This is a genomic window from Kribbella antibiotica (assembly GCF_004349055.1).
GTDB lineage: Bacteria > Actinomycetota > Actinomycetes > Propionibacteriales > Kribbellaceae > Kribbella > Kribbella antibiotica.
Genome location: NZ_SMKX01000004.1, coordinates 110,537 through 136,956, shown reverse-complemented (window position 1 = coordinate 136,956; position 26,420 = coordinate 110,537). Strand labels below are relative to the sequence as shown.

Sequence of the window (26,420 nt, the reverse complement as noted above, 5' to 3'; positions counted from 1 at the left end):
GATGTGAATGATCGGGAGTCGGGGCGGGCGGCGGTTGCGGCGGCTGTGGAGGCGACCGGGCGGTTCGACATTTTGGTGAACAACGCGGGGGCTTGTTTCCACCGGCCGGCGTTGGAGGTGCCGGATGCGGAGTGGGACGAGGTGTTCGCGACGAATGTGAGTGGGCTGTGGAAGTTGAGTCAGTCGGCGGCGGAGCATTTCAAGACGGTGGGTGGCGGGACGATCGTCAACGTGGGGTCGATCTCGGCGCAGATTGTGAATCGGCCGCAGTGGCAGCCGGCGTACAACGCATCGAAGGCAGCGGTGCATCAGCTGACGAAGTCGCTGGCCGCCGAGTGGGCGCCGCTGAACATCCGGGTGAACGCTGTCGCGCCTGGCTACACCAAGACCGAGATGGCGCCGGTTGACGAACCGCGGTTCAAGGCGCGCTGGATCGATGACGCGCCGATGCAGCGTTACGCCGTACCGGAGGAGATCGCGCCGACCGTCCTGTTCCTGGCCTCGGACGCGTCGAGCTTCATGACCGGATCAGTCGTGGTCATCGATGGCGGGTACACGCTGCACTGAACGGTGTCACAGAAAGCTCGCCGCCGTGGTCTTACTTTCATGAGCAGCGAGACGGAGATGCGGGTGCGGGCGGCCGGCTGGATCCTCGAGGCCGCCTGCCGGGGCGAGGACCCCGAACTCTTCTTCCCGATCGGCACCACCGGCCCCTCCCTGCGCCAGACCGAGGCAGCCAAACGAGTCTGCCACCGCTGCGCCGCCCGCGCCGACTGCCTGGACTGGGCCCTGGAAACCGGCCAAGACGCAGGCATCTGGGGCGGCCTCACCGACACCGAACGCCGCCAGCTCAAACAAAAGCGGACCGCCCCCACTGACTAACGTCCGATTCCGCCCCTCGATCCGATGCCGCTGAGCGTGAACCGCACGGCCCGCACAGAGTTGGACAGTGGTGGCGGTCCGCCTCCCCCGGAAAACCACGCGCGCCGACCTGGCGGCCCGCTCTACGGTGAGGCCGTGACCGAGATTCTGCTGCGAGACCATCTGCCGGGGTATCCGGATGCTGAGCAGATTGCGATCGGGATGCAAGGCGCGGTGTTCAGGCTGGGTGGCGGGACGATCGCGAAGGTTTGGTTTCACGCCGGTACGGCGGAGCTGAGGTTGCTGGCTGACTTTTACGCGGCGCTGGGCAAGGACGGGCTCACCGTCCGCACGCCGGAGATTCTCGAGGTGCACGAAGGGTCGTCGTATCGGGTGACGGTTGAGGCCGAGTTGCCGGGCGTTCCGTTGCATAGCGTCGCTCCGCACTTTGGGGAACCGGCGCGGGACTGTTTGCTCGACGTGCTGGGGGAGTTGGCGACGGTGACGGTGCGGCCGGAGCTTCCGGTGCTGGATGAGGTCGACCCGTTCAGGAGGCCAGGGCAGAGCTGGCCGGATGCACTCAAAGAGCTGACCGTGCGGCGGGTAGAGCGGTTCCGGGGCAAGCTCGGGCCGGCGATTCACGATCTCGACGGGAAGGTCGAGCGGTTGCTGCGGCAGTTGCCTGACGACGGGGATGGCCTTGTTCACGGCGATGTGACCGCGGGGAACATCTTGGTTGATGCGGACTGCCGCCCGACCTCGATCATCGACTTCGGGTTGCTGACGGTGAGCGGCGATCCGGCGTACGACGCAGCTACTGCGAGCACGATGTTCGCCCTTTGGGACCCGGGGATCCGTGAGGTCGAGGCAGCGTTTGACGCGGCGGTGGTGAGCCGCTTCGGCTATGAGGCCGAGCGGCTCAGGACGTACCGCGCCATCCACATGCTGCTGATTGCCAACGCCCATGACGACGATCCCTATGGACGCGACGATGCAGTCGGACTGGCGGCTGCGCTACTCAACAGTTGACGGGTCAGTGTTCGTGCACGTGGTCGTCGTGCTGGAAGTGACGGTGGCCGTCGTGCAGGTGGTCTTCGTGGTCGCCGTGCGGAACGGTTTCGCAGCCGTCGTCGGCGGTGTGCGCGTCGGCGTGGCCGGCGTGCACAGCGGCTTCGGGGTGGCGTTCGCCGCCGTGGACGTGGTCGACGTGGCCCTCGTGGTCGACTGTCTCGCAGCCGTCGTTCGGCAGGTGTTCGTGGTCCGTGACGTCGATATGTGCCGTGGTCATGCGGTTTTTTCCCCTTTACAACGGGTCCGGGGCGGAACGGTCCCTAGCTTGCTCCCGCGCCGTACAACTGCACAATCACCATCGTGTGTCGGATAGGTGTCACCCTGCGGCGGGCGAGGGCAGGTCGCCCGCCGCAGGAAGCTGAGCCGGACGAATCAGGACAGCGTGATCAGCCGCGACCCGTGCGCCGGTACGGCGGTAGCGGTCCAGGACTTGTTGGCGCGGCCAAGGTTGTCATGGGCAACGAGATCGCGGACGTTCTTGCTGCCGTGGATCCCGAGCTGGTTCCAGCTGACCGGAATGTCGGCGGTGGTGTCGCCCAGGTTGTAGACGGCGACAGCGAGCTTGCCGCCGGGCAGGCGCTTCTTCCAGATCTGCAGAGTGCCGTCGGTGACGCGGGTCGGGATGACACCGGCCTGGTCGACCGCGATCACCTCGCGGTTCGTCAGGATCGCGACAGCACGACGGTCGATGTTCTGGAGATCGCCACCGACGTACAGGGGCGACGAGGCCATCGACCAGAACGTCATCACGGACTGGCGTTCGGTCTCGTTGATGCCGTCCTGGATGCCGACGCCCGTGTTGTTGTTGATCGGCATCGAGTCGAGGTCGGGCCAATAGTTCGGCCGGACGACGTCCAGCCACTTCGGCAGGTCTTCCCAGCGATTGTCGACGGAGCTCGTCCACGTCGACACCGTGTTGCAGTAGCACTCGACGTCGGTGTTGACGCGGACGCTGTTCGCCCACGGCTGCAGTCCTTCACCGGCCTCGCGCGGGATCGGCCAGGCGCTCGCGGTCAGCCACATCTTGCGGCCGCTCTGGTCGATCGCCTTCGACCACGCCTTGATGTCCGGGACGTTCTCGGCGATGACGCCGTCGACCTTCAGGAAGTCGATTCCCCAGGCGGCGAACCGCTTCGCGATCGAGTTGAAGTACGCCTGCGCGCACGGCTTGGTGAAGTCGATCTTCCAGTCGCCGCCCCACATGTTCGTCTTCACCAGCGGGTACACGGTGATGTCCTGCGTGGTGCAGCTCGTCCCGAGGATCGGCGCGTTCTTGTCGTAGATCGCGGTCTGGAGCCCGGCGCCGCCGTACAGGCCGATCTTGAGGCCCTTGCTGTGCACGTAGCGCGCGAGACTCTCGATGCCGTTCGGGAAGCGCTCCGGGTCGGCCTCGGGGATCCCGTTGGCGTCGGTGCGGAACTCCCAGTTCCAGTTCGCGTTCCAGCCGGCGTCCAGGTTGATCTGGTTGTAGCCCGCGTGCCGCAGGTTCTTGGCCATCGAGTCGGCGGCCGACTTCACGTTGGCCTCGGTCAGCCACTTCGTCCCGTACGCCGGATTGTTCGACGACTGAACGCTCCACGAGCTCCAGCCCATGAACGGCTTGATGCTGAAGTCGCTCTTCGCCTCGGCGGGGACGACGGCGGCGGCGAACAGGACCGGTACGGCGGCCGCCAGCGCGACTGCATGGCGGAGAAAGCGCGAGGAGGACAAGGAGGACGCCTTTCGTCACAGGGACAGCGGGAGCATCCCCGGTACCGTACGAGTGTTACTTCACCACGTCAAGAATGTAACGACTTATCGTTTGCAGCAACGTGCAATCCGGTCCAGTGCGGCCCGTGCGCGCGTTTATCCTTCCGGGATGGGTATTTTCTCGCGGAAGACGAGTGCTCCGCCGAGCACCGACGGGCTGATCCTCGACCGCACCTGGGACGACCAGGAGCTCGACGCCGCCTACGCCGCACTGCGTGACGGAGATCTCGACTCCCCGCTGGCCGCGTTCAAGCAGCAAACCAATGATCCGGATCGGCGCGCAGTCTGGACCGACGGTCTCAGCGAGGCTGCCATCGGGCGGTCCGAGCAGCTCGAGGCACGGCTTGAGCAGGCTCCCGGGGATCCCGAGCTGCTGCTTCTGCTCGCCCAGACCCTGGTGAAGGAGGGCTGGGAGGTCCGGACTGGCGCGCAGGCGAAGTACGTCACCGAGCAGCGATTCGCGACGTTCCAGGACATCCTGGTCGCGGCGAAGGAGGTCGTGGAGGCCGCGATCGACGCCGCCCCGGACGATGCGACACCGTGGACCGTCTATCAATGGGTGGCCATCGGACTGGGAGCCAAGTTGCCGGTGCATCAGCAGTTGCTGGCCGAAGCGACAGATAGGCATCCCGACAGCTATGCGGCGCACACCAGCTACATTCACGCGAGTGCGCCCAAGTGGTACGGGACCTCGATCGAGGAGTTGCTCGACTTCGCGGCGCAGGCGTCGGATCGGGCGCGGCCGGGCAGCGTCCTCGGGACGGTGATCACGGACGCAGTGATCGAGGCTCGGCTCTACATCATGAGCTTCTCCGAGGAGAGCAGTACCAAGCGGATCGGGAAGCTCGCAAAGCTTTCGGGTCAGTGGCAGGACCCGCTGATCGAGTCGCGGGCGAAGTGGCTGCACCCCGACCGGCACCGGGAAGCTCCGGATCTGATGGCGCACAACAAGTACGCCTACGTGCTGAAGAAGCTTGCGAAGACTGAGGCTCGTGCGTCGGCGGATGCGATGTTCGGCCGTGTCAGCCGGGTTCCGTGGGGGTATCAGGGTGCTCCGCTCGAGGAGTTCGCGAAGGTTTACCGCTGAGTGCATGGATCGTTTCGGTGTGGGCACCGGGGCGTCCTAGCGGAAACGCGGAGGAGTGATCATGAGCGTCGGAGACAAGCTGAAGAATGCTGCTGAAGCGGCCAAGGGCAAGGTCAAGGAGATGACCGGGGACGCGACTGATGACCGCGATCTCCAGGCCGAGGGCCAGGTCGATCAGACCAAGGCCGACCTGAAGCAGGCCGGCGAAAAGGCCAAGGACGCTTTCAAGCACTAAGTACTGGTACGGCGTCGGTCCGCACCTGGCGTGTGGGCCGGCGCTGTTCTATGCCGCGGGCAGCTTGCCGGTGATGAGGCGCCAGATGGTGATCGGCCAGCCGTAGAGGAACAGCCCCGCCAGTACGACGTAGCAAGCGACCGTGAACCAGGAGAGCGCCCCGATCTCGGTGTGCTTGCTGATGTTGGTCATGCCTGTGACGATCGTGCCCCACGAGAACGGGATGCCCCACCAGGCCATCGAGAACTTGAGCCCCTTGGTGAACGCCCACGCGAGCAGCCCGAGGCAGATCGCGCCCCACAGCAGCGTGAACCCCATCAACGGCACGCCGCCGACGACCGACAGCGCCTGCAGACCTTCGGCGTACGGCGCTGGGAGCCCGGATCGAACGGCTTGGTCGCCAAGGTTGCCGAGGGCATTGACTCCTTGACCGAAGGGCGCAATCACGATGAAGAGCGCCGGTGTCGCCTGGATCGGGAGCGGACCGTTGACGAATAGACGATGCAGGATCAGCGGCAGAACCACGATCGTCATCAGCAGATCGAGACCGAACATCATGTACAGCGCGATGATCAGCAACGACTTGCCCTGACCGGGATCCAGGTGCTCAAGAAGCGGTTTCGCGAAAGCGGCGGACACCATCATGTCGGTCGGCGGGAGCAGCCAGGCTGGTCCGGCCGCTGCGATCGCGAGGTCGTGCTTGATGATCATCAGCAGCGTCAGCCCGACTGCGCAGGCGATACCGACGACCGTGCCGATGATCCACAGTACGGCGCTCAGTCCGATCGCGAGGCCGTCCGGCAGGAACGTGTGGCCGACCGTCCAGGAGACCAGCCCGACCGCGAGGAACGCGAGCGAAATGCAGGCGTAGAACGGCGCAATGGCGGGATCGAGCAGTCCGGCCCGGGCCTGATCGGTGTGCGCGAACCAATGGATGCCGCGGGCAACCACCAGGACGAGCAGCGACATGAACGCGAGGACCGCGAAGACCTGCCAGACGTGGACGGCGCCCGGAAACTGATGCGGGAGGCCGATCCCGGCGCCCGGGATGATCGCGGTGCCCATCACGACGGCGTACCAGTTGGGACCGACGTACCGGAAGCGAGTCACGACGACCACTTTAGGCAGTTGTGTACCTAGCGGTCAAATATCAACCGCAGCATCCAGAATGCGTCGGAGTTGGGTGGGGGAGGTGCCGGCCTTCGCCAGTACGGCGGTGCCGATCGCGGCCGCCATGAGCGCACCAGCGGCGGCGGCCGGCGCCCGTGTCGCAGCGATCTCGCCGGATTCCTGTCCGCGCTTGATGGCCGATCGGAAGATCTCCTGCATCCGCTCGAACAGCTCGGTGGCGATCTCCGCGACGGCCGCATCGGCCATCCCGACCTCGGCGACCGCATTGACGGTCAGGCAGCCGAGTTGATGTTCGCCGACCCCGGCCAGCGTCGCCAGCGCTTCCCGCAAGCGGGGTTTCAAAGCCCCAGGTCCCTCGAGGCCGGTGGCCAACTCATCCATCCGCTGCTGGCTGTAGTGCCGCAAGGCCAGCGTGAAGAGGTGGTGCTTGCTCTTGAAGGTGTTGTAGAGGCTGCCCTTGCCGATGCCGAGCTCGTCGACCAGGTTCTGCGGTGTGGTCGCGGCGAACCCCTGCCGCCAGAAGATCCCGACCGCGTGATCGATCACGACGTCCGCATCGAAGGTCATCGGTCTAGCCATTGCGCCACCCTACTATTCTGTACCCAGAAGTCTAGAACCTTGGGAGTGCAGAGTGATCGGCTCACACGTCGCCGTCGGCGGCGGCCTGGTGAAGGTCGGCCTGGCCGAAGCGCGCGAGGTCGGCGCTGAGATCATCCAGCTCTTCGGCGGCAACCCGCGCAGCTGGGCGCCCCGAGCCGCCGACCCGGCCGCCGATGAGGCGTTCCGCGAAGCCTGTGAGATCCCGGTCGTCCTCCACGCCCCGCACCTGATCAACCTGTGCTCACCCTCGGAGAGAGTGCTCAAGCAATCCGTCGACGCCCTCGAACTCTGTCTGGAACGAGCCGCCGCGATCGGCGCCGGCATGGTCGTGGTCCACGCCGGTTCGCTCGTCGACGGCACCCGCCGTACGACGGTCTTGAACGGCCTGCACGACGTCATTGCGCCGATCCTCGACCGTACCGACGTGCGGCTCCTGATTGAGCCCACCGCTGGTGGAGGTGAGGCGGCAGCGGCCAATCTCGAAACCACCGGCGACTACATCCAGGCGGTCAACGACGAGCGGGTTGGTGTCTGCCTCGACACTTGCCATCTGCATGCCGCGGGGGAGGACCTCGCCAAGATCACGACGGATCTCCCGGTCGCGCTCCTGCATGTGAACGACAGCCGCGATCCGCAAGGCTCCCGCCGCGATCGCCACGAATCCCTGGGCCGCGGAACCATCGGCGTACCGGCTCTTGAGGCGTTCCTGAAGAACTTCCCGGACGTCCCGATGCTGGTCGAGACGCCGACTCATGCTGAAGATGTGGCGCTGCTGAAGGAGCTCACCCGAAACGGGGCTGCTGGCTCTGGGGGCCGTCCGCCGGTAGGATCGTCAACTGGTTAACAGTTGCCGTGGAGGAGATCGATGGGCCGGGACATGGTGCAGGGGATGTGGGCGACCGCCCGGCCTGATCTGGACACGTCGGCGATGGAAGTGATCGGGCCGCTGAAGCGGATCCAGCGGCTGCTGGACGAGGCGATGGAGCCGATCTACGTCGATGCACCGCTGACCAGCGCGGAGCTCGACATCTGCATCCGGCTTCGGCACGACACGAATCCGACGATCGCGCGGCAACTGGCCGACCAGATGCGGCATTCGCGGGCGGCCGTCAGCAAGACGCTGAATCGGCTTGAGGCGCGCGGTTTCGTCAAGCGCGAGCCCAGCCCCAACGACAAGCGGGCGGCGCTGATCCGGCTCACGCCCGAAGGGGAAGCCGTGACGGATCGGTTGTTCCCGCGGCAGCTCGCGCAGGAGGTTGACCTGCTCGAAGGGCTGGGCGACGACCGGGCGCGGGTCATCGATGCGCTTGAGCTCCTGCTGGATGTGCTCTCGCGCGACAAGTGACGCCGCGCACGACTCCAGTGCAGGTTGGTGACGGCGTGGTAAGCATGATGCGTGGACGCGATCGTGGTGACTTCGGGCGGACAGGTCAAGGGCCGGACGGACGGCGAGGTGACTGCGTTCCTCGGGATTCCGTACGCAGCGGCACCGCTGGGGGAGAAGGCCTACCAAGCCCCCGAGCCGGTCACGTGGGACGGCGTGCGCGACGCGACCGCGCTCGGGGCGACCATCCCGCAGCCCGGCTACGAGCCGCCGTACGACGGACTGCTGGCGAACCCGGGCATCCCCGGCCCGGATACGCTCAACGTGAATGTGTGGACTCCCGGCGGTAGCGGTCTGCCGGTCCTCGTCTGGATCCACGGCGGTGCCTTCCGCAACGGGTCCAACGCCGTTCCTGAATACGACGGTACGGCGTTCGCCCGCGACGGCGTCGTACTTGTCGGAGTGAACTACCGGCTGGGGATCCAGGGCTTCGGCGTGGTCCCGGGCGCGCCGAGCAACCGCGGGCTGCTCGATCAGGTCGCGGCGCTGCAGTGGGTGCAGGAGAACATCGCAGCCTTCGGTGGCGATCCGGACCGCGTGACGATCGCCGGTGAGTCGGCCGGCGGGATGAGTGTCGCGACCCTGCTGTCGATCCCTGCTGCCAAGGGCCTGTTCCGGCGGGCTATCGTGCAGAGTGGTTCGGCCGGAGTGGCCGCGCTCGAAACGGACGCCGGTGCTGTCGCAGCCGAGGTCGCCAAGCGGCTCGGCGTGGAGTATTCGGCTGCCGGGCTTGCCTCGGTCAGCATCGAAGATCTGCTGGCCGCACAACGCGCGGTCGCGATCGAGATGCGGCTCAAGCCCGACCCGACTCGCTGGGGCGCGAGCACGATCGCGGTCGGCGGCGGGATCATGCCGGTGATGCCGGTGATCGACAACAAGCTGATCTTCGAGGTGCCGATCGATGCCATCGCTCGCGGTTCCGCGGAAGGCGTCGACGTACTGGTTGGCTCCACGAGTGATGAGTTCAGCTTCTTCACCGTGCCGTCCGGCCTGGCCGCCACCATCACGCCCGAAGTGCTGACGCCCGCGCTCGCTGGCATGGGCGTTCCGCCGGAGATCACTGCGGCCTACATCGCCGGTCGGCCGGACCAGTCGCCCGGCGAGATCTTGAACGCGGTGGTGACCGACTCGATCTTCACCGTCCCGAGCATTCAGCTCGCAGCCGCGCAGGGTCCGCATGGAACGCCGTACCTCTACGAGTTCGCATGGAAGTCGCCGCTTGAAGGTGTCGGTGCATGTCACTCACTTGAGTTGGCGTTCATGTTCGACACCCTCGGCACCGCCAAATCGCCCCTGTACGGCGGGGTCGCGCCGCAGGAGTTGGCCGACACCATGCATGGCGTGTGGGTCACCTTCGCGGCGACCGGTGACCCGGGTTGGCCGGCGTACGAGGCGTCGACCCGGGCCGTGATGACCTTCGATCACCCGACCTCCGAGCTCAAATCAGCTCCGCGCGCAGATGAGCTCGCGGTCTGGGGCGTCTGATGTCGTTGGAGACGGCCGACTGGCGGCGGCACGTTTTCGCGCTCTACGAAGCAGTCCGGTCCACCGCGGACCCGGCCCAGGCGCACAAGCTCTGGCAGACCGGCCGGGACGAGCTACTGAAGACGCATCCGGCCTCGCCGGTCGAGGAGCGGTCGTCGTACAAGGGTCCTGAGATCGGGGCCTACCGCCCCGACCTGCGCTTTGATGTTGCCATCGACAACGATGTCGAGCCGGTGCGCTGGGAGGTGCCGTCGGCAACCGACGGCGTGATCCCGTTCAGCCGGGTCGGTGTCGTGCACCTGCCCGACATCGGCGATCTCGACGTGTGGTGGCTCGAGTCGTACGGCGGCGGCCTCTTCGTCCCCGTAAAGGACGCACTGGCCGGCAAGCGCACGTACGGCGGCGGTCGCTACCTGATCGACACCGTCAAAGGCGCCGACCTCGGCGGTGACTACCGCGACGGCCGGCTCGTGATCGACCTCAACTTCGCCTACAACCCGTCCTGCGCCTACAGCCCCCGCTGGACCTGCCCCCTCGCCCCGAAAACCAACACCGTCATCGTCCCGCTTCCGGTCGGCGAGCTCACACCTCGGCTCTAGAACGCCGCACGCGTCCATCGTTACTCTCCGGAGTGGCGTGCCGCAGCATGACTTGGTCGATGGTGGACACTATGAGCCCGGTGATGGACTTGCTGCTCGCTACGTTCCTCTGGCAAGGGGAGTGGGTACTACGGAAGCAGCGGAGTGAGGAGTGGTGCGAGTGAGTCAGCCACAGATTGTTCGGACGCTCGGGAAGCCGGTCGACGGTAGTGGGTCGTTTGTTTGTGCCTGGTCGGCGGTCGGCGGCTGTGTCGTCGTGAAGGTCGCGGGCACGGTGGACGCCGGGTCAGCGCCGGAATTTGCCGAGCAACTGCGGCGAGTGATCACCACGAAGTCTTCGACGGTCGTCGTCGATGTCCGTCGCGTTCGCGAGCTCGGCGTCGAGGGTGTCGGCGTACTGGCTGCGGCCGAGGCGCTGGCGCGGGAGCACGGCGGCTGGTTGCGAGTGGCCGGTGGGCAGCCGTGGCTGGGCGACCTGCTCGCACCGCATGCCATTCCGACGTACGGCGAGCTGCCGCACGCCTTGCCGTCGTACCGGCCGGCGCCCTAGAACCCGGCGCCTTGCAACGCAGAACGGCGCCGACCCCGAGGGGGCCGGCGCCGAAGGTCCGTCAGGACAGTGCGTCGGTGAGCAGCGAGACGAGGGCTTCGAGCTGGACGTCGGCGGACGACCCGGTCTCTTCGTCGGAACCGTCGAGGGCGATGGCCGCCAGGCCGGCCTTCGAGTCGATCAGGTCGGCGATGCGGGTATCGATGGTCTGCGCGGCGATGATCCGCCACGCGGTGACCGGCATCTCCTGACCGATCCGGTGCACCCGGTCGATCGCCTGCGTCTGCTCGGCGTTCGTCCAGGACAGCTCGGCCAGTACGACGTTCGACGCGACCTGCAGATTGAGGCCGACGCCCGCGGCGAGCAGTGAGCAGACCGCGATCGAGACATCCGGGTCGTTGGTGAACGCGTCGATGTTCTTCTGCCGCTTGGTCGCCGTCTGATCACCGCGGATCGAGGCGAACTTGATCCCGCGCTCGGCGAACAGCGCCTCGGCGGTGTCCATCGCCTCGATGTGCCGGGCGAAGAAGACGACCTTGCCGACGCTCTGGGCGAGCTGGGCGGCGTAGTCGGCGGCCAGGCCGGCCTTGGCCAGACCGATCCGGCGGACCAGAGAGAAGACGTTCTCACCGGTCTTCTTGTTGTCCATCTCCTGGCGTTCCCAGCCGGCGACCCGGCGGACCAGCTCGTGGTCGATGCCTTCCACGGTGACGCCGGACGTCCGGGTCTCCAGCGCCGTGTTGTACCGCTTGACCAGCCGCTCGGCGAGCTCGCGCTCGGCCTCGTGGATGGAACGGCCGACCGCTCCGTCGAGCTCGACCGGGAGATCGGCGATCCGGCGGGCCGGGATGTCGGCGGCGACGTCGACCTTGCGGCGCCGGACGATCCCCATGTTGATCACGGACGTCCGGGCCGCGGCGTAGAAGCCGGGGTCGGCCGGGACGAGCTCGGTCTCCTCGAGCGACTCCATCAGGTCGGCCCGCGGGCCCTTCTCGTCGATCCAGCCGAGGAACTGCCAGATCGCGGTGAAGTCCTCGATCGAGTTGATCAGCGGCGTCCCGGTCAGGGCCATCAGCAGCGGCCGGGTGCTGCGGGTGCGGATGCGCTCCGACAGTTCGAGCACGTTCCGCGACCGCTGGGACTTCTTGTTCTTGATGAAGTGCGCCTCGTCGACGACCATGCCGCGGAAACCGAGGTCACCGAGCCAGCCGACGTGCCGGTCGAGCACCTCGTAGTTGACCACGACGATATCGGCGAAGCCGTCGATCGAGGCACCGTCACCGTGGATCACGGTCGCCTTCTTCTGCGGCGTCCAGATCGCGGCCTCGCGGGCCCAGTTGGTCTTGACGACGTTCGGCACGACGACGAGCAGCGGATACGCGTCGGCCGCCTTGGCCGCGAGCAGCGCCTGGGCGGTCTTGCCGAGACCGGGCTCGTCGGCCAGCAGGAAGCTGCGGTGGCCGGAAGCAGCCGAAGCGATCAGGCGCGACTGATGCGGCATCAGCTCCTGACCGACGGCGATCCGCAAGTTGGTCGGCTCCGGCAGCGGCATGCTCGCGGAAGGAGCGGCGTACTCGAAGGAGCGGAGCAGGGGAGTGATGAGCTCCCACCCGGCGAGGCGGCGGGCGCGGACCGGCCGGGAGACCGGGGCGGCGCTGAAGTCCGGGGCGAGGAACGGGTTCGCGAGCTGCCGGGCGACGACGGTCTGCGGCACGACGCGACGGGTCGGCTCGGGAGCGGTCTCCGGCTCCGGGGCCTTCGGCTCCTCGGGAGCCTCCAGACCGGCCGCGGTCAGCATCTCGCGACGCAGGGCTGCGGCGGACTCGGAGATGACGGTGTCCTCGGCGAGCAACTGCAGCAGCGCGGGCTCGAGGGCGGCCGTCTTGGCGAGAATTGTGGCCACACCGTCGAGGCGGCGCAGCTGCTCGGCCCGATGCGCGTCGGTCGCCGAGGCGTCACCGTTCACCCGGGCGCGCTCCTCGCGGACGAGCAGCGCCACGACCTGGAATTTCGTCCGGGTCGACGGCTTGATCGCAGCCCGCTCGACGGCACCCTCAACCTCACGGACGGCCTTCGCCAGGACTGGGATCAGACCCTCGGCGTCCTTGGCCGGGCGACGCTTGCGGTTGGCTGCGCTGCCACCAGCGGCACCGCCACCAGACCCACGACCATTCGCGCTGCTGCTGGAGCCGCGGCTCCCGGAGGAAGAGCGGCTGGAGCTACGGCCACCGGCCGCGCCACCGCTGGAACTGCGGGTGTCACCGGATTGGCGGCGAGCGCCGCCGCTGTCGCCGGTGTCGCCGGATTGCCGACGGCCGGAGCCGCTGCTGGCAGCCCCGGACTGGCGCTGACCTCGTCGGGCCAAGGGTCCTCCTCTGTCGTGCCACGGACCACTGTCCAAGGCGAACGCGGCACCGCGTGTCAGCGCCCCGACGGCGACACGTCGCAGAGCGGCCCGCTGCGGGCCACCCCTAGGAGCGCGAATCCGGCGCTCCGGCCAGCGATCGAGATCGTGGATTCCGGCGGATCTGTACTGACGGCGCTTCGCCGATCGATGCGCGGCCGATCACCGCACGGTTCGGCCACACTCCGGCCGGCGACGGTAACGATCGGCCCAGAAAGGCGATGCCGATGTTCGGTGTTGCCAGAATACTACGCTCGGCATCAGGTCAGGTCACCTACCGGACCCCGAAGTCCGTCCGGCAGTTTCAGACCAGCAGGCTGCGGTCGAGGGGAGCGGACGAATCGGCGCCGAATTCGTAGCCGGAGGGCTTCGCGCCGGAGTGCACGATCAGATCGCCGATCGCGGCGATCATGGCGCCGTTGTCGGTACAGAGTTTGGGCGCGGGAACACGGAGCGTGATGCCGGCCGCTCGGCAGCGCGTCTCGGCGACCGAGCGGAGGCGGGCGTTGGCTGCGACGCCGCCGACGATCAGTAGGGTGTCGATGTCATGGTCGCGGCACGCCGCGACCGCCTTGGTGACCAGAACGTCGACCACCGCCTCCTGGAACGACGCCGCCACGTCCTCCGCCTGCAGCGGCGCTCCTGTGCGCTGCGCGAGCTGGACATGCCGAGCGACCGCGGACTTGAGGCCGGAGAAGGAGAACGCGTACCGATGGCACTCGCTCACCTTGCTGCCCAGCAACGGCCGCGGCAGGTCCACCGCAGTGGGGTCTCCGGTCTCGGCAGCTCGCTGGATCGACGGTCCGCCGGGGTAAGGCAGCCCGAGCAGTCTGGCCACCTTGTCGAAGGCCTCGCCGGCCGCATCGTCGAGAGTGTCACCGAGATGGACGATCGGATCGGTGGCGAGGTCGCCGAGCATCAGCAGCGACGAATGGCCGCCGGAGACGATCAGTGCGATCGAGCGCTCGGGCAGCGGACCGTGTTCCAGGGTGTCCGCGGCGACATGGCCGGCCACGTGATGGACGGCGTACAGGGGTTTGTTGAGCGCGAGCGCCCACGCCTTGGCGGCGGAGACGCCGACGTGCAGGGAGCTGGCCAGGCCGGGGCCGGACGTGACCGCGATCGCGTCGACCTGGTCGAGGCTGACATCAGCGTTGGTGAGGGCCTGTCGCAGGACCTGGCTGACCGACTCCAGGTGCGCGCGAGCAGCAACCTCCGGTACGACGCCGCCGTACCGGATGTGCTGGTCCATGCTCGAGGCGAGCGCCTGGCCGAGGAGGACGCCGTCGCGCACGATGCCGACGCCGGTCTCGTCACAGGACGTCTCGAGTCCGAGGGTGATGCTCATGGCCGCAGACTATGTGACCAAGCCGCTTCCTTCTGCGATCGGGTCGCAGGTAAGGTCAACGCCGATGAGCGCTGAAGCAACTCCAGAACCTGCCCCTGTTGCGAAGCGTCAGCCCGCCTGGCTCGAGTCGCGAGCGGCTGGGCTGTTGCGGATCGTGATCCAGCGCGGGGTGCTGAAGCCGTTGATGCGGTATCTGGTCCGGGTCAAGGTCGACGGTCGTCCGGAGGCCGCCGGGCCGATGGTCGTGGTCGCGAACCATTCGAGCCACCTCGATGCGCCGCTGATGGTGACGTTCCTCCCACTCGCGCTGACCCGGCGGCTGGCGGTCGGCGCGGCTGCGGACTACTTCTTCGACAGCAAGAAGCGGGCGATCCTGACCGGGCTGGTGTTCAACGCGTTCCCGATCGACCGTGGCAAGAGCGACGGGGGCAAGAACGACGGGGGCAAGAACCGGCCGATGCGCGGTACGTCGGGCCGGCTGCTGGACGACGGTTTCAGCCTCCTCGTGTTCCCGGAGGGAACGCGCTCTCGCGACGGTCTGATGGGTGATTTCCAGGCCGGCGCCGCCGCGCTGTGCGTGAGCAAAGGGGTGCCCTGTCTCCCGATCGGGCTCACCGGCGCATACGATGCGATGCCGCGAGGGCGGAACTGGCCGCGTCCGGGACGGCCCCCGGTCCGGTTCGCGATCGGTGCCCCGCTGACGCCCCGAGCAGGGGAATCGGTGCCCGAGTTCGCCGCTCGGATGCAGGCTGCAGTGACCGCTCTTCACGATCAAGGAGTCCGCAATGCCGGCTGACAAGCCGTTCCGTTTCACTGTGCAGTGTTCCTCGCCCAACGAGGTCACCCCACAGTCGTGGGCCGCGCTGGCCCGCAAGGTCGAGGACCTCGGCTACTACAGCCTGACCGTCTCCGACCACCTGGACGAGCAGATCGCGCCGATCGCCGCCCTGATGGCCGCCGCGAACGCGACCACGACGCTGCGGATCGGGTCGATGCTGTTCTGCAACGACTACCGGCACCCGGTCGTGCTCGCGAAGGAAGCGGCCACGCTGGACGCGCTCTCCGGCGGGCGTTTCGACCTCGGGCTGGGGGCGGGCTGGCTGCACACCGACTACGAGCGGGCCGGCATTCAGCTCGATCCGCCCGGTGTGCGGATCGACCGGCTCGAGGAGGCGCTCGCCGTACTGAAGGGGCTGTTCGCTGACGAGCCGTGCCACTTCGAGGGCAAGCACTACCAGGTGCGTGGTCTCCAGGGGACGCCGAAGCCGACGCAGCGGCCGTATCCGCCGATCGTGATCGGTGGCGGTGGCAAGCGGGTGCTTTCGCTGGCTGGGCGCGAGGCCGACGTGGTGGCGATCAACATGAACATGCAGAAGGGCCTGATCGACTCATCGGTCGGTGTGAACGCGACGGTCGACGCCACGGATCAGAAGATCGCGTGGATCCGTGAGGCCGCGGGTGAGCGCTTCCCCGACCTCGTTCTGCAGAGCCGAATCCATCTGGCGCTGCCCGGTTCGGACCGGACCGAGATGGCGAACAACCTGGCCGCCGGCTTCGGGCTCACGCCCGAGCAGGCCCTCGGTACGCCGCATGCCCTGTTCGGCTCGGTCGACGAGATCATCAACGACCTGCTGGTACGGCGGGAGCGGTTCGGCATCTCGTCGATCGGCATCGCCGTGGACGCGCTGGACTCGATGGCCCCGATCGTCGCCAAGCTCGCCGGCTCCTGACTGTTCTGAGAGGACTTGAACATGCCCGATATCAAGACTGTGCAGCACATGAAGTGGTGGGGCTGGGGCGTCGACGGCGTCGCGTTCTCCCACGACGACAAGCCTTCGCTGGCGCCCTTCGTCCAGAAGGTCATCGACGTCGACCTGAATGCCCCGGCGGAGCCGCCGATGGCCTTCGAGGACCTCGCCGTACCGGCGTCGCAGCTGTCCGAAGATCTGCAGAAAGCGCTCTCTGGCGCTCTCGGCGACGAGTACGTCGTCAGCACCGACCTGGACCGCGTTGTGCATGCCTTCGGCAAGAGCTTGCGCGATCTGGTGCGGATCCGCGCGAGTGATCTGCGCCGGATCCCCGATGTCGTCGTGTACCCGGCCGACGAGGCGCAGATCGTGGCCGTCATGGACGCGGTGCTGGCAGCGGACGCCGTACTGATTCCGTTTGGTGGCGGCAGCAACATCGCGGGCAGCCTGGAGGCGCCGTCCGACGAGACGCGTCAGGTGGTTTCGCTCGACCTGGGTCGGCTCAACAAGGTGTTGTCGATCGACGAGGAGTCCGGGCTGGCCCGGATTCAGGCCGGTGCCCTCGGCCCGGATCTCGAGAAGCAGCTCGGTGAGCGCGGCTGGACGATGGGCCACTTCCCGGACAGCTTCACCCACAGCTCGCTCGGTGGCTGGATCGCGACCCGCTCGTCGGGGATGCAGTCCGACAAGTTCGGCGACATCGCGGACATCACCCGCGCGATGCGCGTCGTACAGCCTGGTGGGACGCTCGCGACGCGGGCTGTGCCGGTGACGTCGAGCGGGCCGAGCGTCCGCGAGATGATCCTGGGCAGCGAAGGCCGGCTCGGTGTCATCACCGAGGCCACCGTCCAGGTGCACCGCAAGCCGGAGAAGCGGGTCGTCATCGGCTACTTCTTCCCGGACTGGAAGCGCGGCGTGGCAGCGATGCAGGCGATCTCCGCCAGCGACGCGACGCCGTCGATCACCCGGATCTCGGACTCCCGAGAGACCCAGTTCTCGTTCGCTACTCGCAAGGTCAGCAAGGGTTTCTCGAAGTTCATGAGCTCGGCGCTGATCGCCGTACTGAAGCGGCGCGGCTGGGACCTCGAGCAGATGTGCCTGTCGTTCATCGGGTACGAGGGCAGCGCGGAACACGTTGCCCGGCAGCGCAAGCTGGTCAAGAAGATCGTCGCCGCGCACGGCGGAATCGGTGTCGGAGAGGGCCCGGGAGCGCTCTACGACCAGAAGAAGTTCGATACGCCGTACATCCGCGACTTCCTGCTCGACCGGGGTGCGCTGGCCGACGTATCCGAGACCTCGGCGTCGTGGTCGCACCTGATGCCGCTGTATGACACGGCGGTTGAGCGGGTGCAGAAGTCCTTTGCGCAGCTCGGCGTGAAGGGCTGGGTCATGTGCCACCTGTCGCACTCGTACCACAGCGGCGCCTGCCTGTACTTCACCTTCGCGTTCAAGGCCGGCGAGGGCGACCCGGTTGCTCAGTACGACGTGGTGAAGTCGGCGGTGCAGCAGGCATTCATGGATGCCAATGGCACCTTGTCGCACCACCACGCGGTCGGCACGGAGCACTCGCGCTGGCTCGCGGACGACATCTCCGAGCCGGGTGTACAGATGGTGAGCGGAATTTTCACCGCCGTCGACCCGGGCCGCAACCTGAACCCGGGCAAGATCGTCAGCTGACCTGGTCTATCGCGCTGCGGCGGTGGCGAGCAGGAACCACGCGGTGTGCGGAATCCATTGTTCCGCCCACCGCCACTCGTCGCCGTCGGGACCATCGACGGGCAGGAACGCGATGTCCTGCTCGTCTGTGAAGCCTGCGGTGATGCCGTTGACGATGCCGCCGGGGAAGTTCGGGAAGTCCGAGGCATAGTCGGGATTGTTCCGGCCGCGGCCTTGCAACATGCAGACGTCGAACGGATTCCGGCCGGTGACCCAGGCCAGTTGATCGTCGGCGAAGGTGGTCAACCGATCTCTTTGCGCTGCTGTTTCGGCGATCCGGGCGCATGCACTGGCCGCGGTGGACAGCGACGCGATGGCGGCGTTCTCGCCCTGCCACCAGTAGCCGGTCTCGTTCGCGTGCGGGAAGAAGAACGACTCGCGCGCTTCTTCGTCGAGCGGCTGCACGAGGGTGCGCGGATAGCCGAACGGATTCGGTACGGCGTCCGTGCGCTGGATGATGTCGAGCATCGCCCGGAGAGCGGTCTCTCGTGCCGCTTCATCCTGCAGTACGTCGGCGTATCGCAGCAGGGCAAGGATCGGCAATCCCGGTTCGGCTGCATGGAAGAACGGTCGGCCGAGCTCATCGGCCCGGAACCATCCGGGACCGGTCTCGGGTTGCACGTATCTGTCTTGCAGCGACGCGGCTCGCTGCCGGGCAGCCTGCTCGGCATCGATGCCGGCCGCAACTAATTCCGTGGCGGCCAACAGGGCGGTGTAGTCGTCGAGGACCGACTCGGTGCCGTCGAAGAGGTACTCGAGGTTGTGCTGTTCGAGATGCTCGAAACCCTGCTGCGCTGCCTGCAGATACTCGGCGCGGGTGAACTCGCCGTCATCATCGACGGTTGACGCTCGGGCGAGGGCGGCGATCGCGAGCCCGCCGCCTTGGCGGTAGCCGGCCTGGTAGCGGCTGGTGCGCACGCTGTTCTGCAGGGGAGCGGTGACGACTCGCTCCTCCAGTTGTTTGGTGAGCGCGTCGAAGATGCCGGTGTAGAAATAGCCTTCCGGCGACCGGAACCGCATCAGGAAGTCCGCACCCCACAGCGCTTCGTCCCGCAACCGCGTGCTCAGCATCCTGGTGAGGTTGGGGTTCAGCTGGTCGCGCGCAGCCAGCATTGCCCAAGCACACAAGGGAATCTGCTGCGGACTCATCGTCGACGTGTACGTCAGATGCGACAAGAACTTGCTGGTGTCGCCACTCGCATCCAGCCAGCCACCGCGGGCATCGACGGTCGCTCCGGAATCATCACCCCAGAACTTCGCGGCCCGGTCCTTCCGGTCGATCTCGCCGCTCGACCGCATCGCCTTGAAATACGCCAGTACGTCGGACATCGACTGCCGCTGGATCCGCTCCGCGCCAATCACGAACGGCGATGAGACGACCTCACCGCCCTCGATCACCACCCGTACGACGTACGTGCCGTCGGCAACGTTTGGGGGGAATGGGATGCGCGCGTACGGGCCGCCGGTCCAGCCGGGGACTCGCTCACTTGGGTGTGGTTCGAGAGCGATCGCCGTACCGGTTCCTTCCAGCGTGGCGCTGATGATCGCGGACGGCACTTCGGCGACCACGGCCTTGCTCGCCGCGCTGCTGTAGCCGAGATGCGACACCAGAATCTGAGCCATGGTTCTATCCAACAGCATCGGCCTTGGCGTTGCGGTCTGCGGCCGACCAGGCTGCGCCGTCGGTGAAGAGCTCGGCCGAACTGCGCGGGCCGAAGAAGACCGACTTGGCGCGCTGGTCGCCGGCGAGCCAGTAGCGGAACCACGCCGTACTGAGCCCGATCAGGTGTGTGCGGGGCTCTCCGGTGGCGTTGTGGCCGGCGCCTCTGAGCTCGGCGAACACGGCGGGATGGTTTGTGGCCGCGCCGTATTGGAGGCGAACCAAGAGCGGCAGTACGACGATGTCAAGCTGGCCGGCGATGAACAGGCTCGGACCGCGGAGGCTGGGGACGAATCCGATCGGCCCGGGCTGCACCGGGATAGTCACCTTCACCATCGGATCCGCACCGGCGTTGATGGCCCCGCCGCCACCCTGCGAGTGGCCGGCGGCGCCGATGTTCTGGGTGTCGATGCGGTTCTGGAAGATGCTGCCGGAACGCGTGTTCTCGGCGATCAGGAACTTGCCGCCGGCAAGCATCTCCTGGCCGGAGCCGGACTGCCCGGTGTTCGCGGCAGCCACCACGAAGCCCCACGACGCGAGATGCCGGAGGAACTCGTCGTACTGCTCGACCGTCGCGAAAGTGCCGTTCCCCCAGAGAACCACCGGATGTTTGGTGGTGCTGGTGGTCAGATCGCTGGGGTAGTAGAGCGTGTGGTCGGGGCCACCTGCCGTCTTCGTCACCTGGTGCGGGCCGAGTTGCTCGTAGTACCGCGCTGCCGTCGTTGCTTCGGTGGTCCTCGGAGGCGCCGCCGTGGCTGGTTGCGCGGCGACCAAGCTGATGAGTGTGGCGGCGAGAAGCGCTTTCAGGGCGACGGTAACTCTGGGCATGCTGGCACCTTCCGGGATGTCGGGGCGGACCCGTCGATTCTCGCGGTGATCGGTGCTGAGCGCTTCGGCCCGCGAGTCAAAGTTTGTTCCCACCCTTTGTGACGCCTCACAACTCCTGCGTCGCAAGCGCGAACCCCCAGCGCTGACCAACCTCCCCATCCCGCGCCGCCCGACGCCCAGCCGCACTCCGGCTACCCCGGAACCCCGCACTTGATCAGTGCCGCACGCCCATCCCTCGCCCAACCCAGCCCAGTGAACCCACCGGGCCTCCGCGACTGAACCCACCGGGTGTTCGCGTCCGCGAGTGGAAGAAATGTGCTGCTGGATAGCGGTTGCCGGCGACAGGGTTCGCACAGTCGAGGACGGATCGGCGAGTGGCGCCACTCGCGGGGCGGGTTTGGTCGGCCGGGGATAGGCGGACCGCCACCACCCACCAACATCCCGTGGCGGCCGGTTCGGCGCCACATCTGAGCGTGGTGGATGGGGTGGGCTGCCCAGTTAGTGGGTGGTGGCGGTTCGGCGCCAGGGCGGTTCGTGCGCGAACGGCCAGCCCCGAGGTGGGTTAGCGGCGCCGCTTGGCTAGGCGGAGGAACTTTCGGCGGGAGCCGGGAGGGGGTGCGAGGTGGCCGGCGGTTGCGTCGGCTACGAGGGCGTCGACTGTTTGCTTCGCGCAACTGCGGTTGGTGCCGATGCCGCCGGTGGGGCCGCGTTTGATCCAGCCGACGACATATGTCCCGGGGCGATCGGTGACGCGGCCGGCGTCGTTCGGGACGGTGCCGGCTTCTTCGTCGAAGGGCAGGCCGGGGATCGCTGCGCCGCGGTAGCCGACTGAGCGGATGAAGAGTTCGGTGGCGAGTTCCAGGCCGTCGGTGGTGCGGACTGCCTGGACTCGGCTGTCGCCGGTGAGCTCGGCCGCGGAGGTGTAGAAGCGCAGCACGATTCGGCGACCCGGCTTGGGGTCGGTGTCCCAATCGATCGTCTCGAAGGCGACGTCGCGGAGGGCTGCCGCCTTGGCATTGGCAGCTGAGGCGACGGCGGCGCGGATGCGGGGGTCGTGATCGTCGACAACCAGGTCGACGCCGGCTAGGTGCTGGAGTTCGAAGAGCTCGGACAGACTGTACGACGCCTCGCCCGGACCGCGGCGAGCGAGCAGCACGACCTCGCGGTCTTCGTGGTTTGCGAGCGCGGAGAGCGCTCTCGGAGCGATCTCGGTGTCGCGCAAAGCGGCTGGTTCGGTCGTGAGAATGCGGGCAACGTCCAGCGCCACGTTGCCGGTGCCAGCGATCACGACGCGGCCGGTTGGGAGGTGGATCGCGTCGGGGGTGACCTCGGGGTGGCCGTTATACCAGCTGACCAAGCGGCGGGCGGGGATGCTGCCGGGGAGGTCTTCGCCAGGGATACCGAGCTGGCGGTCGGTGGCGCTACCGACCGCGTAGATGACCGCGTTGTGGTGGCTCAGCAGGTCTTCGTGGGTGAGGTCGCGGCCGATCTCGACACCGAGGACAGTGCGCGTTCGCGGATGATCGTGGAACCGCGTGAAGCGCTCAGCGACCTTGCGGGTGGCGAGGTGGTCGGGAGCGACGCCGTACCGGAGTAGGCCGCCGGGGGAGGGCAGGCGGTCGATCAGGGTGACCTCGGCGTCGGTGTGGAGCAGGAGGTCTTCGGCCGCGTACATGCCGGCGGGGCCGGTGCCGACGATTGCCACGCGCAACGGGATCCGGGTCGAGGGCAACGGACGCGGCGGCTCGGGCTGGTCCCAGAGGTGGAAGTTCGGTGCTGGGTCGGTGGCTGCGGGGATGTCATCGAAGTAGGCGGCGTTGATGGCGGCGTACTGCTGCAGCGGCCCAGTGAGGGTTTCGATCGGGTGGATCGCGTCTGCCGGACAGGCATCGGTGCAGGCGCCGCAGGAGATGCAGGTGTTCGGGTCGACGTACAGCATCTCGGTGCTGCCGAACGCGCGCTCTTGCGGTGTCGGGTGGATGCAGTTGACCGGGCAGACCGACACGCAGCTCGCGTCGGCGCAGCATGTCTGCGTGATCGCGTAGGGCATCCGAACCTCAGATCAGGTGTGCGCGGCGATAGATCGCGACGGCCGGACGGGTGAGCAGCCCGACCGATGACAGGAATTCCATCAGCCCGGCGCAGCTAGAGCGGAGCATCGACTTGTAGTGCTCGTTGGCGCGGGCTTCACGCAGAGAGCGCTCTACATCGAGCCCGGCTGCGGCGTAGGCCTGGCTGTTCACCATGCTCTTGATGATGAAGTAGGCCGCTGCGGCAACGATGACGCTGCTCTTCATCCGCCGGACCCGACCGGCCTGCGCGAGTTGTTCGCGGACCTCTTCGCGGGCGAACTTCATGTGCCGGGATTCCTCGACGACGTGGATGTTGCTGATCGTCCGGATGAAGGGGGCGATCCGGTCATCGCGCATCCAGTCGCGCTGCATCACGTCGGTGACTTCCTCGGCGACCAGAATCGCGGCGTACGCGGTCTCGGCGGAGGCGATGGTCTTGAAGGCGCGGCCGAGCTCGATCACATGCCGGCGCGGCCGGTAGGCGGGCGCCTCGAGCTTGGCGGCACCGCGGGCGAACATGATCGAGTGCCGGCACTCGTCGGCGATCTCGGTCAGCGCCCATTGGAAGTCCGGATCGGTCGGGTCCTTGGCGTAGAAGTCGCGCAGCATCATCTGCTGCAGGATCATCTCGAACCAGATCCCGGTGCTTGCGACCGACGCTGCCTCCTGGCGGGTGAGCGCTTTCTGGAGATCTTCGCCCATCTCATTCCAGTACGCCGTGCCGTACAGCGTGCTCCATTCCGGACTCAGGCCGTGGTGTCCCTTGTCGAGCGGCGTCTCCCAGTCGACCTCGACGAGCGGGTCGTAGGACACCGTGTCGGATGAGCGCAGCAGTTGCGCGGCGACGCTGTGGTCGCCTAGCCGGTCGGTACTGGCGGAGTCCGTCACAGTCATGGTCGTCTCCGTTCATCGGAATAAGCCACTTCTGATGTTACATCGTCAATGTCAGATGTCTAGAGGGGTGCGCCGACCGGGAACGGCTACGGTGGGTGAGTGGGTAAGCGTTGGTGGGTTGTGATCGCTGGTGTGCTTGTGGTCGGCGTCTGGAGCGCGCGGGACAACGACGAGCCCAAGGCGGCTCCTCGCGAATCCGTCGTGTCGACCAAGCCCACGCCGAAGCCGGCGACAACACCTCAGCCGGCACCGGCGGACCGGTCGGTCGGGAACTGGTACGACGACTACGACCCGGCGCACTTCGCCGTACCGGTCCGGAAGTCGGCCAAGAAGGCCGGAATCAGCCCTCAGTTGCTGATGGCGATCCTCTACAACGAGGACTACAAGCCGCACACGCCGGAGCTCGAACGTTCCTGGCAGCGCATCAAGCCCGACGCGTCCTTCGGCATCGCGAACATGCACCGCGCCGCCTTCGACCAAACCAAACGCGGCCGCTTCGCCAAGCGCCAATGGGAAGAACTCCCCGACCACCCCGAGCTCGCCATCGAGGCAGCCGCCTGGCACCTCCACGACCTCGCCAACCGACTCCCCACCCACCGCAAGTCCACCTTCACCAAGGACGAGCTACTGGCCCTCGGCTACAACACCGGCGCCGGCAACATGCGAGCCTTCGCCCGCGGCGCCCACCCCGGCGCGCAGGCCCAGACATACCTGGACCGGCTGCACGCCAACTGGGACAAGTCAGGGCTAGCTGCTCGGCAGTAGCTGGGTGGTGTCGCCGGGGCGGGTGAGGGTGAGGAGGGCCCGTTCTATTTCGGGGCGGGCGTTGAGGGCGTCTTCGATGGTGTTGAGGCGGGCGGCCACGTCGGATTCGGGAGCGTTGCCGGTGAGGTCGACGGCGGCGACGAGGAAGATTTTGTCGGCGCCTACCCATTCCATGTGCAGGAAGCTGACGGCTTCGATCTCGTGGTGTTCGAGGAGGGCGGTCAGGGCTCGGTTGTGGGCGGTGGGGCTGACGGTTTCGCCGGTGAGGAAATCCATGTTGCGGCTGATCAGGAAGAGGGCGACGAAGCCGAGGAGGAGGCCGACGACGATGGAGCCGATGGCGTCCCAGGCGGCGTTGCCGGTGAGTTGGTGCAGCGCGATGCCGAGGGCGGCGACCAGGATGCCGATCAGGGCGACCAGGTCTTCGACGAAGACTGCTCGCAGGATCGGGTTGGAGGTCGCCTTCACGTACTGCAGGGGGCGGACGTGGCGCAGGGAGGCTGCGGACTTCGTCTGGCGGAGGGCTTGGGCGAAGGAGATGCCTTCGAGAATGAAGGACACACCCAGTACGGCGTACGCCCAGGTGTAGGAGGCTTCTTCGGCCTCGCCGCTGCGGAGCGCTTGGATGCCGTGCCAGACCGAGACGGCGGCGCCGACGGCAAACAGGCCGAAGGCGGCGAACATCGACCAGATGTACCCGACCCGGCCGTACCCGAGTGGGTGGGTGGCGTCGGCGGGTTTGGCGGCGCGGCGTTCGCCGATCAGGAGGAAGACCTCGTTGCCGGCGTCGGCCCAGGAGTGGGCGGCTTCGGCGACCATCGACGCGGATGCGGTGATCACGGCGACGACGGTCTTGGCGATGGCGATCAGGATGTTCGCGGTCAGGGCGACGATCACGGTGATGAGGCTCTCGCCGCCGTTCGACTCGCCGCTGCCGGCCTCGGTGCTGTCTGCCTGCGTGCTGCTCACGGGTTCGACAGTAGACCGGACACGCCGCGTGACGACGCCCGACGCGGCGGCAGTTCCTAGACTCGGTGGTGCCGTTGGAGTCCCCGGGAGGCGCCGATGACCACTGATCCACGTCTCTGGGACGATCGCTCCGAGGTCGCCCGCATCTTGTTCGAGCTCGCCGTGCCAGGGCTGTTGCAGAACGCGGCGGCACCGGCCGAGGATCGACGGATCGAGTATCGCGAGGAAGCGGTTGCTCGCGTTCTCGGTGGTCAACTGGGCGCGGCCCAACTCGAGTACGTGACGAAGTCGATGTCCCCCTGCCCGCCGTACCTGGTGACCTCGGCGACGCATCGGATCACCTGGCGCGACAGCCGCGGCATCGTGAACGTCGCCCACACCGGCCCGCTCGGTGCGGTCGTCCCGATCGTCGCGCGCGAGGCCACCCTCGAGCTGTGGGCGCGACTCGACGCCGATGCCGAGCTGGCACGCCGTACGGCGGAGCTGCCGGAGAGCGCGATCAAGTTGCTGGCGGCAACTACCACCGACCGGACCGCGGTCGAGGTCTTCCGCACCGGCATCGACGCCGCCGCCAGAACGCTCGTGCAGCACGCCTTCCTCCAAGCCCAGACCCCGTACGGCGATGCTGCGCAACTGGCCCGTGGACTCGCCGAGAGCGGTATCTTCGACGCCGTCGCGACCACTTGGTACTGGGGTTTGCAGGCCTCGACCTATCGGCGCGGGATGATCCCGGCCTCGTTCGTCACGTTCGCCGGCCGAGTCCGCTACTCCGTCGACACCGTGGTCGCGCTCCGCGCCATGAAGGACGCCCAGTTGGCCCACGCGCAAGACGAATCCCTCGACCCGCTCCCGAACTCAGCGCAGTACCGGCGACTCGCACCGGGTCAGCGACCGCGGTGCCTCGCGCGCAGTCCCCAGGTGTACGACGAGGGTCGCACCAGCGTGCTTGCGCTCGTCACCGACGCCTTCGTCGAAACGTTCGTCCGGCTGCTCGGCCACCACGAGGTGGCGCAGGCGGTGGTCGACCATGCTTCACCAGCCACGGAGACCTCGGCCGAAGTGTTCGAAGTGCCGGATATGACCTGCAGCCACTGCACGAGGACCATCACCAAGGTGCTCGGTGAGCTCGGGGTGGCGCCGCCTGAGTTCGACCTGGTCACCAAGAAGGTGGTCGCCGTGTTCGGATCGACGGAGATCCGGGAGCGCGGGTTCGAGGCGATCCGCGCCCGCGGCTACACCGTCGTACCGCTCCAGGACTGAAGCG

At 67.2% G+C, this 26,420-nt stretch carries 26 protein-coding genes; 15 read left to right on the top strand and 11 right to left on the bottom strand.

What is annotated here, in order from left to right:
* From E1263_RS02635 to E1263_RS02625, 3 genes are all read left to right on the top strand, one after another.
* Positions 1 to 567 (top strand): SDR family NAD(P)-dependent oxidoreductase (locus E1263_RS02635; protein ID WP_132164911.1); only part of this gene is annotated, 567 nt, incomplete at its 5' end.
* A 39-nt stretch (positions 568 to 606) separates the two neighbouring features.
* Positions 607 to 882 (top strand): WhiB family transcriptional regulator, encoded by a 276-nt coding sequence (locus E1263_RS02630; protein ID WP_272949637.1) that lies wholly within the window; start codon positions 607 to 609, stop codon positions 880 to 882.
* 135 nt (positions 883 to 1,017) lie between these two features.
* Positions 1,018 to 1,890, top strand: coding sequence for a phosphotransferase family protein (locus E1263_RS02625; protein ID WP_165956437.1), 873 nt, complete (start codon positions 1,018 to 1,020; stop codon positions 1,888 to 1,890).
* A 4-nt stretch (positions 1,891 to 1,894) separates the two neighbouring features.
* On the opposite strand, the gene E1263_RS02620 is transcribed toward E1263_RS02625, so the two are convergent.
* Together E1263_RS02620 and E1263_RS02615 are read right to left on the bottom strand one after the other, a co-directional pair.
* On the bottom strand, positions 1,895 to 2,149 hold the full coding sequence (locus E1263_RS02620; protein WP_132164907.1) for a hypothetical protein: 255 nt from the start codon (positions 2,147 to 2,149) through the stop codon (positions 1,895 to 1,897).
* A gap of 155 nt (positions 2,150 to 2,304) precedes the next feature.
* Positions 2,305 to 3,642 (bottom strand): glycoside hydrolase family 27 protein, encoded by a 1,338-nt coding sequence (locus tag E1263_RS02615; protein WP_202868688.1) that lies wholly within the window; start codon positions 3,640 to 3,642, stop codon positions 2,305 to 2,307.
* 148 nt (positions 3,643 to 3,790) lie between these two features.
* Here E1263_RS02615 and E1263_RS02610 point away from each other — a divergent pair, with 148 nt between their 5' ends.
* The gene (locus E1263_RS02610) at positions 3,791 to 4,768 is read left to right on the top strand and encodes a glycoside hydrolase family protein (RefSeq protein ID WP_132164905.1); all 978 of its coding nucleotides are present in this window, start codon (positions 3,791 to 3,793) and stop codon (positions 4,766 to 4,768) included.
* Positions 4,769 to 4,829: 61 nt separating this feature from the next.
* Positions 4,830 to 5,003, top strand: a complete 174-nt coding sequence (locus E1263_RS02605; protein ID WP_132164903.1) for a CsbD family protein — start codon at positions 4,830 to 4,832, stop codon at positions 5,001 to 5,003.
* Positions 5,004 to 5,051: 48 nt separating this feature from the next.
* Here E1263_RS02605 and E1263_RS02600 read toward each other — a convergent pair whose 3' ends face one another.
* Together E1263_RS02600 and E1263_RS02595 are read right to left on the bottom strand one after the other, a co-directional pair.
* Entirely contained in the window at positions 5,052 to 6,113 is a 1,062-nt protein-coding gene (locus E1263_RS02600; RefSeq protein WP_132164901.1) for an SLAC1 family transporter, read from the bottom strand.
* A gap of 33 nt (positions 6,114 to 6,146) precedes the next feature.
* On the bottom strand, positions 6,147 to 6,713 hold the full coding sequence (locus E1263_RS02595; RefSeq protein ID WP_132164899.1) for a TetR/AcrR family transcriptional regulator: 567 nt from the start codon (positions 6,711 to 6,713) through the stop codon (positions 6,147 to 6,149).
* 52 nt (positions 6,714 to 6,765) lie between these two features.
* Between E1263_RS02595 and E1263_RS02590 the strand changes: the two genes are divergently transcribed.
* The 5 genes from E1263_RS02590 to E1263_RS02570 all read left to right on the top strand — a co-directional run bounded on the left by E1263_RS02590 (position 6,766) and on the right by E1263_RS02570 (position 10,752).
* On the top strand, positions 6,766 to 7,578 hold the full coding sequence (locus E1263_RS02590) for a deoxyribonuclease IV (protein WP_165956436.1): 813 nt from the start codon (positions 6,766 to 6,768) through the stop codon (positions 7,576 to 7,578).
* A 21-nt stretch (positions 7,579 to 7,599) separates the two neighbouring features.
* Positions 7,600 to 8,079 carry a MarR family winged helix-turn-helix transcriptional regulator gene (locus tag E1263_RS02585; protein WP_132164895.1) on the top strand — a complete coding sequence of 160 codons (480 nt, stop codon included), beginning with the start codon at positions 7,600 to 7,602 and terminating at the stop codon, positions 8,077 to 8,079.
* A 51-nt stretch (positions 8,080 to 8,130) separates the two neighbouring features.
* Entirely contained in the window at positions 8,131 to 9,603 is a 1,473-nt protein-coding gene (locus E1263_RS02580) for a carboxylesterase/lipase family protein (RefSeq protein ID WP_132164893.1), read from the top strand.
* Positions 9,603 to 10,202 (top strand): DUF1684 domain-containing protein, encoded by a 600-nt coding sequence (locus tag E1263_RS02575; protein WP_132164891.1) that lies wholly within the window; start codon positions 9,603 to 9,605, stop codon positions 10,200 to 10,202. Before E1263_RS02580 ends, E1263_RS02575 begins: the two co-directional genes overlap by 1 nt.
* Before the next feature lie 160 nt (positions 10,203 to 10,362).
* Positions 10,363 to 10,752, top strand: a complete 390-nt coding sequence (locus E1263_RS02570; RefSeq protein WP_165956435.1) for an STAS domain-containing protein — start codon at positions 10,363 to 10,365, stop codon at positions 10,750 to 10,752.
* Positions 10,753 to 10,813: 61 nt separating this feature from the next.
* Here the strand turns inward: E1263_RS02570 and E1263_RS02565 are convergent, their stop codons facing one another.
* Positions 10,814 to 13,117 carry a DEAD/DEAH box helicase gene (locus E1263_RS02565; RefSeq protein WP_337590266.1) on the bottom strand — a complete coding sequence of 768 codons (2,304 nt, stop codon included), beginning with the start codon at positions 13,115 to 13,117 and terminating at the stop codon, positions 10,814 to 10,816.
* Between the two features lie 343 nt (positions 13,118 to 13,460).
* Complete coding sequence (tsaD, locus tag E1263_RS02560; RefSeq protein ID WP_132164887.1) at positions 13,461 to 14,504, bottom strand: tRNA (adenosine(37)-N6)-threonylcarbamoyltransferase complex transferase subunit TsaD; 1,044 nt, start codon at positions 14,502 to 14,504, stop codon at positions 13,461 to 13,463.
* Between the two features lie 64 nt (positions 14,505 to 14,568).
* On the opposite strand from tsaD, the gene E1263_RS02555 reads away from it, so the two are divergent.
* Genes E1263_RS02555 through E1263_RS02545 form a run of 3 tightly spaced genes read left to right on the top strand, consistent with a single transcriptional unit; the run spans position 14,569 to position 17,929 of the window.
* Positions 14,569 to 15,300, top strand: a complete 732-nt coding sequence (locus E1263_RS02555; RefSeq protein ID WP_132164885.1) for a lysophospholipid acyltransferase family protein — start codon at positions 14,569 to 14,571, stop codon at positions 15,298 to 15,300.
* Positions 15,290 to 16,234, top strand: a complete 945-nt coding sequence (locus E1263_RS02550; RefSeq protein WP_132164883.1) for a TIGR03621 family F420-dependent LLM class oxidoreductase — start codon at positions 15,290 to 15,292, stop codon at positions 16,232 to 16,234. The genes E1263_RS02555 and E1263_RS02550 overlap by 11 nt, the downstream gene beginning before the upstream one ends.
* A 21-nt stretch (positions 16,235 to 16,255) precedes the next feature.
* The gene (locus E1263_RS02545; RefSeq protein ID WP_132164881.1) at positions 16,256 to 17,929 is read left to right on the top strand and encodes an FAD-binding oxidoreductase; all 1,674 of its coding nucleotides are present in this window, start codon (positions 16,256 to 16,258) and stop codon (positions 17,927 to 17,929) included.
* Between the two features lie 6 nt (positions 17,930 to 17,935).
* Here E1263_RS02545 and E1263_RS02540 read toward each other — a convergent pair whose 3' ends face one another.
* The 4 genes from E1263_RS02540 to E1263_RS02525 form a co-directional block, all read right to left on the bottom strand.
* Positions 17,936 to 19,591 carry a glycoside hydrolase family 9 protein gene (locus tag E1263_RS02540; RefSeq protein ID WP_202868687.1) on the bottom strand — a complete coding sequence of 552 codons (1,656 nt, stop codon included), beginning with the start codon at positions 19,589 to 19,591 and terminating at the stop codon, positions 17,936 to 17,938.
* A gap of 4 nt (positions 19,592 to 19,595) precedes the next feature.
* Entirely contained in the window at positions 19,596 to 20,456 is an 861-nt protein-coding gene (locus tag E1263_RS02535) for a poly(ethylene terephthalate) hydrolase family protein (RefSeq protein ID WP_132164877.1), read from the bottom strand.
* A gap of 562 nt (positions 20,457 to 21,018) precedes the next feature.
* Entirely contained in the window at positions 21,019 to 22,506 is a 1,488-nt protein-coding gene (locus E1263_RS02530) for an FAD-dependent oxidoreductase (RefSeq protein ID WP_132164875.1), read from the bottom strand.
* 7 nt (positions 22,507 to 22,513) lie between these two features.
* Entirely contained in the window at positions 22,514 to 23,422 is a 909-nt protein-coding gene (locus tag E1263_RS02525) for an AurF N-oxygenase family protein (protein WP_132164873.1), read from the bottom strand.
* 99 nt (positions 23,423 to 23,521) lie between these two features.
* Here E1263_RS02525 and E1263_RS02520 point away from each other — a divergent pair, with 99 nt between their 5' ends.
* Positions 23,522 to 24,187, top strand: a complete 666-nt coding sequence (locus tag E1263_RS02520; protein ID WP_132164871.1) for a transglycosylase SLT domain-containing protein — start codon at positions 23,522 to 23,524, stop codon at positions 24,185 to 24,187.
* Here E1263_RS02520 and E1263_RS02515 read toward each other — a convergent pair.
* Entirely contained in the window at positions 24,170 to 25,156 is a 987-nt protein-coding gene (locus E1263_RS02515; RefSeq protein ID WP_238161047.1) for a cation diffusion facilitator family transporter, read from the bottom strand. The genes E1263_RS02520 and E1263_RS02515 overlap by 18 nt on opposite strands.
* 96 nt (positions 25,157 to 25,252) lie before the next feature.
* Between E1263_RS02515 and E1263_RS02510 the strand changes: the two genes are divergently transcribed.
* Positions 25,253 to 26,416 (top strand): heavy-metal-associated domain-containing protein, encoded by a 1,164-nt coding sequence (locus E1263_RS02510; RefSeq protein WP_132164869.1) that lies wholly within the window; start codon positions 25,253 to 25,255, stop codon positions 26,414 to 26,416.
* Positions 26,417 to 26,420 lie beyond the last annotated feature (4 nt).